Below are 17,076 nucleotides of genomic sequence, written 5' to 3' on the forward strand. Positions count from 1 at the left end.
AAATAACAATTAAAACAACACAATCATGAAAGTTAATTTTAATGTCGCGTTTAAGAATTTCGATGGAAAAGACGTAACTGAAACGTATCAGGAAGTGGTACGTGAAGAAGTGAACGGTGTAGTAAAAGATGTAGTAAAAGAAAGGGTTAAAACTCAGATGATCTACCGCATGGTAGCCTCTATACTCTTTGTTGGCAAAGAATGTAAAGATGTGGATGAAAAAATGGTTTCATTCAATTTGTCTCAACGTATTTACAATGCAAAGGGAGCGATAGAGATAACAACGGAGGAAGCCGCCTTAATTAAAAAATTGGTTGCGGATTCTCTTATTGCCGGGGCTTATGCTCAGGTTGTATATTTATTGGAAAATGGTACATCAAAAAAATAACATTATGGAAATCGTATCGAATAAAATCAACCAGATAGCAACATCCCGAATATGTGAAAGTATTACCAATACTTATACATATTCCCAAGATGTAGGAGACCCCATAGTAAACATCCGGATCGAAACGTCAAAGAATGGGAATAAAGTTGCTGGCACTGATTACATGGGGACTTCCAATCGGTTACTACTTGACATGAACGATTACAAAGCGTTGGACTTGGGAGAAAGGAAAGCTGTAGTATCGGCAATATTGGATGATGTAGAAACTATTTTATCAGGTAAAAATGAAAATAGTGTATAACAACATATTACCAATTAAGGGGTTTACTGCAATTAATCTTTTCGGAGTAGTTTTTGTCCGGAAAGAGTACAAGCCTCTTATCCGACGAATACAGAATCATGAAGCCATTCATACGGTTCAGATGAAAGAAATGCTTTATGTCTTTTTTTATCTCTGGTATCTAGTGGAATGGTTCGTTAAACTTTTTCGTTATGGTCGGAAATCATACGAAAATATCTCATTTGAAAGAGAGGCTTATACATATCAGTATGACTGCTCTTATTTAGAAAAACGGAAAAAATATCATTGGATTAAACGACTATGACACAGGAAGAATTTGATAGTTTAGTTCAGCGGGTAACGAATGCGTTGCAAGGAAGTTCGAATATGGCTACCGATCTCAGGGTTGTAAAATCCCCGATTGGCGTTAATCTTCTTCCGGGAATACTCAGTGGAGAACTTGTAACCTTAGAAGCTGCATCTTTAATGGGGACGGACGGTAAAACCCCTTTATTTGAAGTGGGGGCTATTTCTTCCGGGTTGGAAACCGATGCCTCTATTACGCTGTCGGGAACAGACCCATCCGGTAATCCTATTTATAAAATAGCTCTTGTCCTGCCTAAAGGGGATTCAGGTAAAAACCCGATTCTTGAATTTGAAGGAATTTCAACAGGAGAACCGGATACAGATGCAACGGCAAGTTTTAAGGAGAACGGAACTACAGAAGATGGACAACCAAAGTATAAACTATCTCTGACTATACCACGAGGAAGTAAAGGGGATAAAGGAAATGACGGAAAAACCCCGGTAATGGAAGCCGGAAGTGTATCTAAAGGACTGGAACCGTCTGTGTCTATTATTCCTAACGGTGATGATCCATTAGGTAATCCAAAGTATAAAATAGACTTGGTTCTACCGCAAGGTGATGCTGGTAAAAATCCGATTCTTGAATTTAGTGAGATAGTGACAGGTGCGGCAGGTTCTGAGGCTTCTGCTGTCTTTACTCCGGTCGGACAAACCCCAGAAGGAAATCCGAAATACTTATTAAAATTGACTATTCCTAGAGGGGATACGGGATTGCCTGGTAAGGGTTCCGGGAATGTCTCTGTAAATGGTTCTGATTTAATAAGAGGAAAACAGTATCTTTTTGTTCCTTCTTCTGGTGGAAGTACAGAAGGTTCTTTTGTTGAGTATATTCCTTTTAACGATGCTGAGTTGAGGGAAGAGATAGAACGAAATCTACAGTTGGCAAAAACATATACAAACGAACAAATTGCAGGTATTGTCCAATTTGATATTCAGGTTGTTTTTGTGTTACCGGAGACGGGGAAGAAAGGAGTAATTTACCTTGTTCCTAAAGAAGGTTCTACGATAGACACACATAACGAATATATTTGGATTGAAAGCATAAATGATTATGAGTTGATCGGAACTACCGAAGTGGATTTGTCAAACTACTACACCAAAACACAATCGCTGCAAATGTTTGCGACAAAGGAAGAAGCGTTGAGCAAGGCTATACTGGATATATCGGTACTGTTCGATGCAGAAGGTGGTTTGATAGGTACGTTTGATTCGGCTTTTGCCACTAATTTTAGAACTGCTGTTTCTCGCAATGTGTCCGCTGTATTACTAAATGGAGTGGTGTTGCCTTGTGAGTTTTCGTTATCAGGAAACACAGGAGGTATGTATATCTCTCAAAACAGTATGGTTCAGGCAGGAAGGATGAATGTAGAGTCAAGACGTTTTGAACTTGATCTATCTGGATTGACTGCTACCAGTTTAAATATGAAAGTCCTTTTAAGAAATGATTTTTCAGACAATCGTTATTTTTTAAGTGGTACAGGTGAATACTTAGCGATTAAAAAATACAACCCTGTTGTATTTGGGAACCCATTACTTTACAAGTCGTTAAGTAATACAGCCAACCCCGTAGAACTAGATAGCTTTTTAAATGGCGTTACCGTTGCTGACGTGGACGCTGCAATACAGGACTCTCAACCTTTTATATTCCTTCTTTTGGGTTCCGGTTATGGTGCTGGATACATGAGGGCTACTTCTGTCGAAAAATACACGGATGGCGGTACATATTACGTCTTTACTCTTGAAAAAATGTGGGGTGGTGTTTCACCTAACAGAGACGGTATAACTTCATACAGATTAAGACTAACGGCTAATGAAGGTGTATTTACAAATTTGATGTTAAGAGGTACACAGATAGGGGGACAGTATCAGGCGGTAACTGCTGACACTGTTTATTTTAGTGGTGGCTTATCAAATGTTTTTCTTTATGACTCTGATGCAAGTCCTATCAATATACCTATTACATGCCCGTGGTATTATCCTATGCAAAACGCAACAACTACGGTTATTATCAGGAATACGGGGAACAATGAAAAGACTTTTACACTATCGTTGGCTGATAGTGCAAAAGATGATAATTCCGGGTTGCTATTGACAGGTGAACTTCCTGCCATTCCGGGTAAAAATGAAATTGAATTAAATATTCTATGGGCTAATTATATGTATATTGTACGGGCTTCGGAACCTTACGATTATACAGCATATACGCAATAATATGGGAAACAGAAGACGATCAATGTTGTTTAAGAGCGAACAATTGCCTCATTTATGGTACTTGGCAAATGAAGTTCCTGCTGGTGCAGCTTATTTGGCTATATGGTATAGAAATAAACTATATGGTGTGGCATTATCTGGATATTGGGATTCTTCTAAAGAAGAACTAGAAGCTAGTAAAATAGGTTTTATTGTTGCTCGTTCTTCATACAAATTTATAATTGCAGATGAAGATTTTGTAAATAATTTGCCGTGGACTATGTCTGGCGGTTCCGGTTTAGTCGAGGGCGCAACTTCGGCTACATCTGCATCTGTGGTATTGAGTGATTACAAAGGTATTGAAAATACTTTTGCCATGTATGCAGAAAAAGGAGGCTATGCGACTGCTGCCGGTCATTGTATAAATACTCCTTTCCCTAATGGTTCTCCTGCTATGTTAATGTCAGGGGGGTATGCTAATCAAGCTAATCTTTTAAGAAATAATATTACGAATATAGCAAATAAATACGGTCTGTCAGGTTTTGATAGCACTGGCATTTATTGGATTTCAACACAGGCTAATGCTACACAGGCTTGGGGAGGTAAACTAGGAGCATCAAGTATAGCTATCTACGCTTACACAAAGACAGTAAATTATAAAATACGTAGAGCAATGATAATACCGGAAGATAACGGAGTTTTTAAGCCGATAGTATTATCGTACACAGGTGAATATACTTGGACTGTTCAAAACGGTTACAGGTCTAGTCCTTTGTCAGAAGGCAGATTAGAAACTATTGAAAGAATACATATAAAAAACAATGTTATATATCAGCGTGTAAGGGTATCAGCTTACCTAGAAGGAGAGAGCGACGCTTATACCAATATGTCTGTAGGTTTACTCAATGAGGACTGGGGAGCAGAAGGAAGATGGACTAAAAAGATTTATCCTTATGAGGGTTATTCTTTTGACAATCCTTATGTTGTAGAATTTGATATTCCTGCCTATGGGGAGAACTTTATTGACATAAAACTGTATGCGTTTGAAGCCGGGAAACAAGCATTTTATAAAGTTGAAATCATAGATGAACTTCCCAAAAACTTTGATGTTGTTATTGACCCGAATAATGCACCTAAATTTGATATAAGTGTAAACAGGTTTTATTTAATGTATTTCTACACAACGGGTTCTTATGTTAATGGAATTAAGATGTTAGCCAATAAACTTATGGCTGTTAGATTATATTATTATGTAATTGGAGGTGCAACAACTGCGGATATTTATTTTAGTAAGATAGGTGCTTCCAGTATATCTACTTCTAACTATGACAAAAAAATTCCAATGGAAATAATACCACCCGCTAAACCGTATTATTTTGATTATGTATTGAATGAGGGAGAAAATAAGATACTGGCATTATTGTCTTCTAAATCAAACAATAATTACTACTTCTATTTTAAATTGGAAGAACTTATTGTTGACAATGGTGTTAGAATAGATTACAAAGGTGACTGGTTATTAGATGTTTATGAATTTTATAAATCTCCTGCAATTGGTTCAGGAGCAACAACTGGAAATACAACTTTAACAGCTAACATAATAACATTAAAGGATAATGTTAAATTAAAAGTAACATATTATCCTAGCAGTAGAACAGGTAATTATCTGTATATCGGAAAATTAGATGTAAATGTAGGTACTGGAAGTTCTTCTTATTCTGCTAGATTAGCAGGAACAAATTATACACCTGATAATGCACCTTCATTAGAAATTGAAATACCAACAGCCGGAAGTCACTATATACAATTCATGTATAACAAGGCTTATAGTGCCGCAACAGGAGATGATGCAGGATATGTAAAAATTGAAATCATTGAATAATTATGGCAACACGAAGAAGAAAAGCATATTCGTAAATTGGTATTGTAGAAGTATTAAATATATAAATAATGGAGAACTACACAGATAAATTCCTTTTTGGGCTGATTGAGTTTTTTGCTTGGGCGAAATGGCTTTTCTTCCTGGCTTTAGTCTTAACGTTGGGTGATCTGAAATTTGGTATTGCAGCATCCCAATATCGAAAAGACCCTATCAAACGGTCAAGGGCAGTCCGACGTACAATGGATAAGATCACTAGTTATATCATTTGGGTTGTAATGGCTTATTCCTTTGGTCAAGCGTTTGGTAAACCTTTTGGAATCGACTTGTTACCTCTTATAATCCTGCTGGTTATATATGGGGTTGAATTGGAAAGTATATATGTTAATTACTTTGCGGCACGTGGTAAACACGTAAAAGTAAAGTTCTTAAATTTCTTTGGAAAGAAAACGGATATAATAGAAATAGAAAGTGATAAAAATGAGACAGATAAATAAAATCATAGTACATTGTACTGCATCACGTGAGGGGCAACCCCTAACAGTTGCAGATATTGATAAAATGCACCAGGCACACGGATGGAACGGTATCGGCTATCATTACGTAGTTTATGCCGATGGATCAGTTCATAAAGGGCGACCAGTGGAGAAAGCCGGGGCACACGTTTCAGGGCACAATGCGGACAGTATAGGCATTTGTTATGTCGGTGGACTGGATGGTTCAGGAAACCCCAAAGACACCCGCACCAAAGCGCAAAAGGCTGCTATCCGTGAATTAGTAAATGAATTGTGCCGGAAGTATCCGAACGTTATAGAAGTAAGGGGGCATCGGGATTATTCACCAGACTTGAATGGTAACGGTGTGATTGAACCTTTTGAATGGTTAAAAGCTTGCCCCTGCTTTGACGTACAGAGTGAATTTACTTCGTTCCTACCTAATGTAAATGTAAAACCATGAAAGGCTTTGTATTACTCTGGTGTATGTTTCTCCTGTTTGGGTGTGGAACAAAAAAGCAAAACTATAGATCGGAAACGGTTAGTGCGGCTGTCAGCAGTCAAAAAGACAGTACACATTTTACTGAATCTGTTCAACGAACAATTACGGAGTTATTGGAATATAAAGGAACAGGAATCATAACTATAACAGAGTTATCCAAGCCGGACAGTATCGGCAACCAATACATTGTAAAGACTACCCAGATGGATATCCATTCGGAACAAAAAAAATCGGTTATAACTGATGAAAATGGCGATAAACAGAAAATTGACACATCTGTAAAAGTGAAAGATGAGGGAACAAAGGTAGTTGTTACGGATGAGGTGCTAATTAATAGGAAATCTGTTTTACCCAATTGGAGTTCTGGATTGATCGTCGTTTTATTCGGTTGTCTAGGTTTGTGGATAGCAAAAAAACTTAAATAGAACTTTTTCTCATAGTATATAATTTAAGTAGTATGGTTAGCCGTTTTGCCTGTGAAGGTAGAACGGCTTTATTATATCAATCTATTAAAGTTGATTTTTTTGAAAAAAAGCACATATTTGTTTGCTAGTAACAAACTTATTTGTATATTTGTAATGTCATAATAAACGCGGGTGACGTCCGCATAAGTTCTTTACATTATGGAACAATTGTTCAAAGCTATCTTTGAGATAGCAAAGCAGAATCCTGACGGATTCACGGTTGACCTTACAACCTTAAAAAAGGTCACAAAGGGAATTTCAGTTGCTTATCTTGAAACACAAGACAGTTTCGGTGAAAATGGACTGAAAAGAGTTCTTAACCATGCTTTAGAGCACGAAAAGAAAGTCGGTGGATGGCTAAATGAGGAAAACAATTTGTTTTACTTTGACAGTATCCGGATTTTCACAAACCTAGAAGAAGCTAAGCAATTCGGGCGTGAAAATAAACAGATTGCAATTTTCGACCTATCGCATTTGAAACTCATCAAATTGTGAAACCGGGGAGAGGCGAAAGTCTCTCCCTCTCCCTTTTTTAATAAAAAAACCGATTGTCAAATCGTAAAATGATAGTAAGTATGAAAAATTTAGATTTGTTACCTCTGTCAGTCGAGAGTAAAAAAAGACTGGAAGAATTTGCAAAACAATATAAGCGTTATGCTCATATTGTTGTTGAAGTGGTTTCTTTTAGTGAAGACCGTTTGATTGTCCGTGCCGAACAAAAGGATATGGTCAACAACGTCTTTCTTTCAAAGAAGGAACTAACAGAACGCACCCGTGAAATGTTTAAGGGGGAGATACCCGAAAACTGGAAACTTACTGTATCTGCTGTGAACTTTGATCGCAAAGATATTGATAGTATGACCATAGACTGGGTTAAATCCCGTATGGAACGCTTGGGATTGCGTAATAAACATCTTAGTAACTATACAGGAATAGATAAATGTACATTATCATCTTTGCTTTCAGGAGATAAAGAATTAACAAAATGGCATAAAGTTGCACTTTACTATTTCTTTAAATATTACGAAGTTGCTAGATTCTGAAAAAAGTTTTTAAAACAGAAGGGTTTTCATTGGGTAGTAGTCTTTTTTTGAGACATTTAGACATATTCAAATACACTTTTCATTAGGTGGACGAATAGGGATGCTTTGTCATTCCAGCAAAGCATCCTTTTCTGATTGTTTCCCACTGAAATATGGATGATTCACCAAGCGTTTTGCATTATCTTCTGCCGAAACTTTGATATAAGATATAGTTTGTTCAATCTTAGAGTGTCCAAGAATATCCTGTATAAATTTCAAATCCACACCAGCCAGGTACATATTTGTAGCCCCTGAACGTCTAGCAGTATGGGAAGTAATAAATTCATATTTCAGTTTTACGGTTTCAATACGTTTCCCCCCCCTTGTTTTGGAAAGAATAACTTCTTCATTGATTCCTGCCAACTTACCAATGGCTTTGATCTGCTTATTGTGCTTTTGGTCAGATATAGATGCAGGTAAGATATTATTCCTTCGTTTTAATAATTCCCTAAGTTGGTAGTGCATTGGAACATATACTTTCTTATCCCTTTTCACAGTCCATATACGAATGATATTATCCTTGAAGTGCAAAGAATCCAATCGTGAATAATCGGAGTGCCTAAGTGCTGTAAAACAACCAAAAAGGAAACGATCCCTTTCTTCGTTCAACGATTTAATAGTAGTTTTTAGATTTTTATTCCGGTATTCATTCTTTTTCAATAACTCTTCTGTTATTTCCAAATTATAAATTTTCTGTATTTCTTCCAAGGTAAGATATATGGCATCGGTTTCTTCTGCCTCAACCTTGAATTCAGCATCTTTATATCCGGTAAATTCATGTATCTTACCTTGGGATGCAGTCATAAACTTAGATATATTTTTAAACATAGTACCTATATAGTTCTTAGTATAATGTACCTCATCACCACCTTTGATAAAGGTACTATTCAGAAGCCATTTATTGAATTTGTTGTAAAAGTTAATATCTATGTCAATAAATCTTAGCTTTGTCTTAAACAGTTTTTCAAACTCGATCAGCTTGTTTATTGTAGTTTGATAACTTTTTTTGGTGTTCTTGCTTTTGTTTGATTCTGCTCGGTATTTGATAGCAAAGGAAACAAGGTATTGTTCATCTTCATTTTCAATTACACCACCAGCTTCAATGTTACGGTTTCTAAGAACTTCATCAACCTTATCCTTCACCATCTTTTTTGTAGGAATAACCAGTCCAAAACTATTAATAGCTTCTTCGATCAGATCAGTCCAATCATCAAGTCTGGTATTAATATGAGAGGCTTCCGGGTACTCCCGTGATGTACGACATCTATACTTATTTTCATTCCAATATTTGGTGATTACGCTTTCACCAATAGAAATAATGTATCTTTGTCCCTTGTGCCGAACTATAGCACGGAGTGCAGATATATCTTTCTTTGCGTTATCTAAATAAAAACCTACTTTCATATTGCGGAACGTATTACGGAACAAATGAGTTACTTATATGTGCAAAAATAACGAATTAAAAAATTAACTGTTACCTTTGTAACGTTATTATTACTGATTTATAGAACAATGTGTAAATATAGACTACTTCGGCTCTGGGTACCGAAACGGAGAAGTTAGAAATAACCTCTCCGTTTTTTATTTTTATCCTATTTCATACTCCATAGAAATACCTTACTCGTCCCTCAAAGCCTTTATCGGATTTCCGGATGCAGCTCTGAAACTATGCCAGCTTACGGTAAGCAATGTGATACCCACTACAATAAATAACGACAAAATATAAGTCCAGATGCTGAAGTCAGCCCGGTAAACAATATTTTCCATCCATTTACTGATCATCCACCAGGTAACAGGAACGGCAATGACAAATGCTATTCCGATCCATATAATAAACTGGGTATTAAGCAGCTTCATGATCTGCCATGTAGTCGAACCATTTACTTTTCGGATTCCGATCTCCTTTGTACGCTGCTCAATAGCATACAATGCCATACCAAAAAGTCCAAAACAGGTTAGCAAGATACTGATAACAGAATACATCATTAACAGATCGAACAACTCAAAAAGTTTTTTATTATTACCCAACACTTTATTATACAGACTCTCATGTTCCAGATATTGTCCAGGATTAAGCTTATTCCATTCCCCATAGATTTGTTTGATAGCTGAAGTATTGTCGGGGGCGATACGGACATGAAGCTTAACTCCATCTTTGGTGTAACTGATGATCCCCTTATCAATAGGCGTTTCAAGACTATTGGATATATTCAGTTTAAAATAATCTTCAACCACTCCTGCAATCACATAATCGTCACCGAAAGGAGGACGATCTTTCAACCTGGGCTCATATTCTTTTACAAGACCGCCAATAGGAATCTCTCCATTCGGGAACAAGCTTTGGGCCCAGGTTTGGTTCAGATAGACCGGATGCGGATATCGTTTTATAGCCTCTTTCCAGGGTAACCCTTGTAACAGTTTATATCCCATAACCTCTATCATTTCTTCTCCTCCATCTTCAGAAGTATAAGATTCATAGCTTCCATCCGGTGCAAACTCACTGATAGGCCATTCATACGTCTCATTGCTCAATGTCGCAGCTTGTACGCCTGGAATAAGGGAAATATTTTCTTTTAACTGTAACAGGGAAGTTTTATTGTCACCCACCGAGAAAGTATAAATATCTTTATAGTTTTCAGCTTTACCATATAAAAGCGATATCTGTTGCCGTACGGAAAAGTTTCCGATTATCAGAATGAAAGAGATAGCGAACTGGGCAACGGCCAGCGAAGTGATAATGCGTCGTCTTACTTTTCCCCGGTAAAAGTTGTTATACATAGAAATCGACATTTCCGGTAAACGCCTGCTCATATACAAAGCCGGAATACATGCCAGAAGAAGAATGAAGCCGAACGTAACCGGCAACATCTGGTTGCTGTACAAGAAGTTAACCGACACCTGAATAGACATGATGCGATTCATTAATCCCAGTAGATCGAACTGTATCAATTGTGCAATCAGAAAACCGAGACCTACCGTCATAAATGTATCGGCAAACAATTGTATACTTAATTGTCCGCTTCCCGCTCCCATCAACTTTTGCACGTGCATGGAATATAATTGCTTAAAGACACGGGAAAAGCTTAGATTTATATAATTAAAGCAAGCGATAACCAATATCAGAATAGCTGAAAAAAGAGCGATAAACAGCAAAGTCGTATTAGGCTTCTTCAGAGACGATGGGATTGAAACTGTATCAAAACAAGCCTGCCTGATAGTAAGGAATTCATTCTTAAAATCTTTGCCATCGTTTCTTTGAAGAATCAGGTTCTCTGTTTTAGCCTGCAGATCAGACACAGAGACATTCTTTTTAAGCAGAAAGAAGTTTAACGCCGGAGAAGGATCATCAAAAAACAAAACATCAAATCCAAAGGCTGACTGGCTATTATCTTTTACAACTGCGGAAACTGTAAAAGTTAACAGGCCTTTTTCATCACCGAAATCACTTGGTCCGAATAAAATCTGAACGGATTCTCCTATCGGATCACTTTCGCCGAATAAACGTTTAGAAGAAGATTCTGTCAGAACTATCCGATCCGGACCAAGCAGGGCATCGTTAAAACTCCCTCTTACTATTTCCTGAGGAAAGAACGAAAGAAAAGTACTATCAGACTCTATTACCTTGATATCTTTGAAGAAGTTCTCCCCTACCTTACAATAACTAACCATAAAATAAGGATGAACGCGGCATCCCTTATCTAATTCCGGAACATGTTCAAGCAATTGAGAAGTAATATCCCGTGAAACCATATTAAAAGCAGTCATTCCTGCCCCCGAAATGGTCTGCTTAACCACTACCATCCTGTCCTTATTCGGATTATCCGATTCTATATTGTACTCATGAATAACGAAAGCAGCCAATAAATTGGTACAAGCAATACCGACCGCCAGACTAAGGACAGAGATAATGGTAAATGTTTTATTGCGCCACCAGCTTCGAAAGATGATTTTAAATGAAATACTCTTCATGATGTTCTATTTTTTTCCAAAGCTAATCTGTCTTCATTTACTCGCCTACAAAAATAATGATCCTTTGCAGCAACAGGGTGTAAATCGTCTAAATTTTAGACATTCCCGTAAATAGATCATCTACAAATAGCGCATTCAGACGAAACCTGATTCTTTTGTATTTATCGTTTTGATTTATATTGTACCTTTGTAATAAAGGATATGCTGAATCGCAGATTACACCGGATCATTGTTGGTGGGATAACAGGAATTGTGTTATCCTCGGTTATAGGTGCGTGGCTTTTGATCAGCCAGACTTCCCTTTTCTTTGCTTTTGTTTGTGTTTGCGTAATCATAGCGCTGGCTATTATGTTGGTGAGGAAAATGGAGAAAACCAATCGTCAGTTGGAGAGTTTTTTCAGTGCGATCAATAACAACGATTTCAACGCTCATTTCGCGGAAAAGAAGGATGACAAATTCCTGAACGGATTGTTTCGTGAAATGAACCGGATTATAATACAATTCGATAATAACCACACCGAACTGGAAGAGCGACGGTTTTATTACGAAAGTATTATCCGAGTACTGACACATGAGATCAGAAATTCTATTACACCCATAGCATCTTTATCAGCCGACCTAATCAAATATAGCGATGAATATGGAAAAGAAGGGATGGTCGACGGACTACAAACCATTAACCAACAGGTACAACAACTGAATACTTTTCTGAATGCATATCACCGGTTAACCCATCTACCTGATCCGGTTAAGACAAAAGTTGAGATACATGCTTTATTCGATAAGCTTTACCGGTTACTGAACTCGGAACAAGGTAGTGAGAACATCCGTTATATTTCACCGAAAAATGTGGAAATCCTACTTGATCCTAATTTAATCACCTTGGCATTGATCAATCTTATCCGCAACTCCCTGCAGGCTACCGCACATAATCCGGAACCACAGATCCAGGTAGAAGCGGGAAGAAACGCAACATCTTTATTCATACAAGTAACCGATAACGGGGAAGGCATTCCACCGAACCGGCAGGAAGATATATTTACCCCATTTTACTCAACAAAGAAGGAAGGAAGCGGAATCGGACTTCCACTATCCCGCCGTATTATGCAACTTCACGGTGGGGAACTTAACGTAAACTCAGTCCCAGGCGAGAAAACGGTATTCCGCATGACGTTTTCTGAGCATTTATAGATATAGTTGTATCTTTGTACATTCTAACGGAAAGATATATTTATGCAGAATACAGAACTGATCATACTGGGAACAGGCAATGCTACTGTTACCCGATGCTATAATACCTGCTTTGCTCTGAAACGGGACAATGAGATTTTATTGGTAGATGCCGGTGGAGGAAATGGTATTCTATCTCAGTTAGAAAAGGCAAATATTCCTCTCTCCGATATCCATGAGATATTTGTCACCCACGCTCATACTGATCATATCCTGGGAGTAATCTGGATGATCCGCATGATTGCCCAGCAAATGAACAAAGGAAAATACGATGGGATACTAAAGGTATACGGACATGACAAAGTAATGGAAGTCCTGACAACGATCTGCCAATTGACGTTGCCCAAAAAGATTCTCGCACATATCAATAAAGACATTCAATTATGCGAAGTTCATCATGCCGATACTTTTCCTTCTATCGGTATGAACTTTCAATGTTTCGATATAGGCTCTACTAAAGAGAAACAATACGGATTCCGTACTATATTACCCGATGGTAAAAGCTTTGTCTGCCTGGGAGATGAACCATACAACGAAGCAAACTGCTCCTTTGTAGAAGGAGCAGACTGGATGCTTTCCGAAGCTTTTTGCCTATACGAAGACAAAGATAGATTCAATCCTTACGAAAAGCACCACAGTACCGCATTAGATGCCGGCAAACTGGCTCAACAATTGAGAGTCAAAAATTTACTGCTATACCATACGGAGGATAAGACTATTTCCACACGCCGGGAGAAATACACAACCGAAACTAAGCTACATTTCTCCGGAAATGTTTTCGTGCCGGATGATTTAGAGATAATTACATTATAGGTTATTTATAGTCAGAGTATCTGCATAACTTCCTTCCAGCTTGATACCCTTTGGTAATTCGCATCCGGCACATACATATTATGTGGTTGGGTAAATAATATTCTTTTTCCTGTGAAAGACAAGAGATTTTTCGGATGATCGTCAATCATGATATCCCCTTTTATACTATCCTTACGACCACAAAAAATCATCTGTTGCCAGGTTATAAATGGATAATGCTCATTCAACCATTCCTGCTTCTCATGTAAACTTGCGGGAAATTCCGTTGCAGAAGAGACAATCAATACGTTATATTTATCATTCAAATACTTCAATCCCTCTATACTGTTTGCTATTACAGGAGCCGTTCGAAAAAAGCCGGAACTCCTCACATGTTTGTCAAATGAAGGAAAAGATTCTTCCTCTGTTTTTCCAGACATCGCTTCCCGATCCAACCGGACACCGGAATCCCTATATTCAAAAGCTATAAACTGAGAATAAACATCTGCCAGTACTCCATCCATGTCTACTAAAATCTGCGTCTTCATACTTTTAAGTTTTTTTATGATTACATATTCCTTTTTCTACCCTAATACAGTTCTTTATCGAAATAAGTCCGAATGCGGTCTTTTCGGGATACTTGCGTCCTTTCAGTTCCGTCTCAATAAATATCGCAAACTACCGCACATCTCGAAAAAATGTATCATTACACTTTGTTTTCACAGTGAAATATACATATATTTGCGGCAATATGCAACATTAATAAATACAGAATCATGCTAAAAGAGGAAAGACAGCAATACATATTAAACCGCATAAATCAAAATTACCGGATCTATATCACTGCATTAAGTGCTGAACTGGGAGTATCAGACGACACCTTGCGCCGCGACTTGACGGAGTTGGACGAACGCGGATTATTGACCAAAGTACATGGAGGGGCCATTGCTAAATCCGGTATACCGATAGAGTTTACAGATAGATTAAATACTAGAATTCCAGCCAAGCAGCAAATGGCAGCTAAAGTAATCCCGATGTTCCGGTCAGGAGATATCCTATTAATAGACGGAGGAACCTCTAATCTGGAAGTAGCCCGGAAAATACCTTTAAATATGGAGCTAACGGTTTATACCAATAGCTTCCCGATAGTTAATGCGCTTCTGAACCATCCCAAACTGGAACTGATATTCCTCGGAGGAAAAGTATTTCCTTCTTCCCAGGTCACAGTCGGCGTATCTGTATTTCAGGCCTTACAGACCATACGCCCTAACTGGTTAGTTTTAGGCATCAGCGACGTACATCCTCAACAGGGATTAACAGCTCCGGACAGGGAAGAGGCGATGATGAAGCGACTGATGATAGAGCGCGCCCAGAAAAGGATCATATTGGCTGACGGTTACAAACTAAATACAGCAGAAGCATATAGTGTTGCATCCCTGGGAGATATAGATTACTTGGTAACTGAAGACTGCAAAATCGATTATATCAAACAACATTGGCCCAAGGGAGATTATATCGTTTTATGAAAAGCTCTATTTATATTTCGATACACAAACCGACACCGACCTCATATATCGGTATGCTTTTGTGTATTTCGGCTTTGGCAGCAAAAGAAACACAATGACAGGGATATAGTTCTTTAATTTGATTCTTTTGGAAATAATCGACCGTTCCTCTTAATTGATCAGAAACTTCAAACAGATGGAAACCTCCGATCACCCCTACTATCCGGTCGTCCCCACATACCCGTTTGGCATATTCAATAATATTACATATTCCACTATGGGAACATCCCGTAATAATGAATAGACCATCTTCCTCTTTATAAACCAAAGCAGTATCATCCGCAACAAAGTCTTCACATTCCGTTTCGGCATCTTTCAATACGCCAAAAGACTTTCGCTGTTCAAAATCATTCAAAGAAGGTATTTCACCAAGAAAAATAAGATGTTCACTTAGCCGGACAGGTGTTTTCGACAAGGTCAATTCATATTTATCCTTCAAACTGGCCTCCGACAAAGGTGAACCAATCGATATATCTCCGGCTACCCGTTCTTTAAAAGTATCCGGATGTGCGACGATCCTGATCCTGCCAGAAGAATTCCGGTAGGGAAAATACTGAAGTCCCCTGGTATGATCATCATGACCATGGGAAAATGCAATGGTGGAAACCTGAGAAAGATCGATACCCAATGCGTCCGCATTACGGATATACGCATCCGAATAGCCGGCATCCAGCAGGATTTTCGTTTCACAGTCTTCTATATAATAGCAAACAGCAGGTTCTCCGAGGTAATATTGATCAATAAATGTGTTATTGTCTACTAAAACTGTCAGCTTCATCATCGCCCGATTATTCGTTACTAGTTTATTTTCAATCTTTCTATATTCAAATTACAAAATGTTTGTATCTGTCGGCTGCCTTTTCAATCTGCTCATTATCCGGCTTACGGCACTCTTCGAAGAAAGAAGTTTCAATGAAGATCTCCCCTCTCCTTACCGTCTTTTTCCAGTTTCCGACAATTCTTCCATTGTGCAAGATAACCGGATAAAATATACCAAAGTTATTAAAAGCCTTAGGATGATGCTCTTTATCCATTGCTGCCGTACGATCCTTATAGCTGATCAGATATTCATCATAAGGCGGTAAGAAATGTAACACGTCACTGCTTCTCATCCTTTTTTTCCACTGTTGATGAACAAAAAAGCTTTGAGAAGCGAATTTATCCTCAACCAATTCCGAACCGATCAATGCCACAGCCTGGCGGGCTTCAGTGAGCGACAACCCGGACCACCACACAAAATCATCCAGAGTAGCAGGCGAATGGCTCCTGAAATATTTCCTGGCTAATAAAGCCAGCGCTTCCTCCCGCGGTAACTCTTTTGCCATAGGCGCCCGTTCATCCAATAATGCATGTGTAAATTTGCCCTCTTTGTCATTACCACTGCAAATAACCCCTTCCTGCTCGGCCCTCGTTATCAGATAACCCACTGCGGCAGGATCGGGAATAATACCGGCCTTTACCATTTCATCTCCCAATTCCTGTTTAGTAAGATGATTATTTCCTTCCAGTATCTTACAAAAATGGTCATTAGCTTTTGTATACAGGCTTTCCGGTATGTCTATTCCATTACTTCTAGCAAATGAGTTACATGCAGTTATAATCCGTTGCGACGACAGTTTCAACATCCACCGGATATCCTCGGAAGTCACAAAATGCCATGTCGGACGCATCACATGAGTACGAAGGATATCCCCTTGCCGGATAGCCTCGTCTACCGTCCGACTCGTAGCAGATTTCAACCTGACACCAAGTGCCCATTTCGCTCTCGGATAATCCTGTGCCTGCATGCCTCCCATCCACGACACAAGATCCCTCGGGTCTTTGAACTCAGGCTTCAACAACTGCTGACTTCGCAAACGGATATCGGTAATCATA

Annotated in this window: 17 protein-coding genes; 12 read left to right on the forward strand and 5 right to left on the reverse strand. The window is 38.4% G+C overall.

The features are described from left to right. Positions 1–25: 25 nt before the first annotated feature. From BQ7394_RS20750 to BQ7394_RS20795, 9 genes are all read left to right on the forward strand, one after another. Complete coding sequence (locus tag BQ7394_RS20750; protein ID WP_075559152.1) at positions 26–388, forward strand: hypothetical protein; 363 nt, start codon at positions 26–28, stop codon at positions 386–388. A 4-nt stretch (positions 389–392) separates the two neighbouring features. Further along, positions 393–689, forward strand: coding sequence for a hypothetical protein (locus tag BQ7394_RS20755; protein WP_075559153.1), 297 nt, complete (start codon positions 393–395; stop codon positions 687–689). 300 nt (positions 690–989) lie between these two features. Continuing rightward, on the forward strand, positions 990–3,245 hold the full coding sequence (locus BQ7394_RS20765) for a hypothetical protein (RefSeq protein ID WP_075559155.1): 2,256 nt from the start codon (positions 990–992) through the stop codon (positions 3,243–3,245). Position 3,246: 1 nt separating this feature from the next. After that, complete coding sequence (locus tag BQ7394_RS20770; protein WP_139317738.1) at positions 3,247–5,106, forward strand: hypothetical protein; 1,860 nt, start codon at positions 3,247–3,249, stop codon at positions 5,104–5,106. A gap of 68 nt (positions 5,107–5,174) precedes the next feature. Further along, the gene (locus BQ7394_RS20775) at positions 5,175–5,600 is read left to right on the forward strand and encodes a phage holin family protein (RefSeq protein ID WP_075559157.1); all 426 of its coding nucleotides are present in this window, start codon (positions 5,175–5,177) and stop codon (positions 5,598–5,600) included. After that, on the forward strand, positions 5,584–6,060 hold the full coding sequence (locus tag BQ7394_RS20780) for an N-acetylmuramoyl-L-alanine amidase (RefSeq protein WP_075559158.1): 477 nt from the start codon (positions 5,584–5,586) through the stop codon (positions 6,058–6,060). Before BQ7394_RS20775 ends, BQ7394_RS20780 begins: the two co-directional genes overlap by 17 nt. Beyond that, on the forward strand, positions 6,057–6,524 hold the full coding sequence (locus BQ7394_RS20785) for a hypothetical protein (protein WP_075559159.1): 468 nt from the start codon (positions 6,057–6,059) through the stop codon (positions 6,522–6,524). Before BQ7394_RS20780 ends, BQ7394_RS20785 begins: the two co-directional genes overlap by 4 nt. Before the next feature lie 198 nt (positions 6,525–6,722). After that, on the forward strand, positions 6,723–7,058 hold the full coding sequence (locus BQ7394_RS20790; RefSeq protein WP_075559160.1) for a hypothetical protein: 336 nt from the start codon (positions 6,723–6,725) through the stop codon (positions 7,056–7,058). An 80-nt stretch (positions 7,059–7,138) separates the two neighbouring features. After that, entirely contained in the window at positions 7,139–7,606 is a 468-nt protein-coding gene (locus BQ7394_RS20795; RefSeq protein WP_075559161.1) for a hypothetical protein, read from the forward strand. Positions 7,607–7,714: 108 nt separating this feature from the next. Here BQ7394_RS20795 and BQ7394_RS20800 read toward each other — a convergent pair whose 3' ends face one another. After that, the gene (locus BQ7394_RS20800) at positions 7,715–9,049 is read right to left on the reverse strand and encodes a site-specific integrase (RefSeq protein WP_075559162.1); all 1,335 of its coding nucleotides are present in this window, start codon (positions 9,047–9,049) and stop codon (positions 7,715–7,717) included. A 213-nt stretch (positions 9,050–9,262) separates the two neighbouring features. Next, positions 9,263–11,614, reverse strand: a complete 2,352-nt coding sequence (locus BQ7394_RS20805) for an ABC transporter permease (RefSeq protein WP_075559163.1) — start codon at positions 11,612–11,614, stop codon at positions 9,263–9,265. Between the two features lie 201 nt (positions 11,615–11,815). Between BQ7394_RS20805 and BQ7394_RS20810 the strand changes: the two genes are divergently transcribed. Both BQ7394_RS20810 and BQ7394_RS20815 read left to right on the forward strand, forming a co-directional pair. Further along, positions 11,816–12,805: a sensor histidine kinase gene (locus BQ7394_RS20810; protein ID WP_075559164.1), complete on the forward strand. Its 990-nt coding sequence runs from the start codon at positions 11,816–11,818 to the stop codon at positions 12,803–12,805. 42 nt (positions 12,806–12,847) lie between these two features. After that, a complete protein-coding gene (locus BQ7394_RS20815; RefSeq protein WP_075559165.1) occupies positions 12,848–13,657 on the forward strand; it encodes an MBL fold metallo-hydrolase in 810 nt (269 codons plus the stop codon). 11 nt (positions 13,658–13,668) lie between these two features. Here the strand turns inward: BQ7394_RS20815 and BQ7394_RS20820 are convergent, their stop codons facing one another. Then, positions 13,669–14,184: a 5' nucleotidase, NT5C type gene (locus BQ7394_RS20820; protein ID WP_075559166.1), complete on the reverse strand. Its 516-nt coding sequence runs from the start codon at positions 14,182–14,184 to the stop codon at positions 13,669–13,671. A gap of 228 nt (positions 14,185–14,412) precedes the next feature. On the opposite strand from BQ7394_RS20820, the gene BQ7394_RS20825 reads away from it, so the two are divergent. Next, positions 14,413–15,162: a DeoR/GlpR family DNA-binding transcription regulator gene (locus tag BQ7394_RS20825; RefSeq protein ID WP_075559167.1), complete on the forward strand. Its 750-nt coding sequence runs from the start codon at positions 14,413–14,415 to the stop codon at positions 15,160–15,162. 10 nt (positions 15,163–15,172) lie between these two features. On the opposite strand, the gene BQ7394_RS20830 is transcribed toward BQ7394_RS20825, so the two are convergent. Next, complete coding sequence (locus BQ7394_RS20830) at positions 15,173–15,982, reverse strand: MBL fold metallo-hydrolase (protein ID WP_235848787.1); 810 nt, start codon at positions 15,980–15,982, stop codon at positions 15,173–15,175. A gap of 43 nt (positions 15,983–16,025) precedes the next feature. Continuing rightward, complete coding sequence (locus tag BQ7394_RS20835; protein WP_075560145.1) at positions 16,026–17,075, reverse strand: winged helix DNA-binding domain-containing protein; 1,050 nt, start codon at positions 17,073–17,075, stop codon at positions 16,026–16,028. Position 17,076 lies beyond the last annotated feature (1 nt).

Origin of the sequence: Parabacteroides timonensis, from assembly GCF_900128505.1 — a bacterium.
In the GTDB taxonomy this organism is placed as follows: Bacteria; Bacteroidota; Bacteroidia; order Bacteroidales; family Tannerellaceae; genus Parabacteroides; species Parabacteroides timonensis.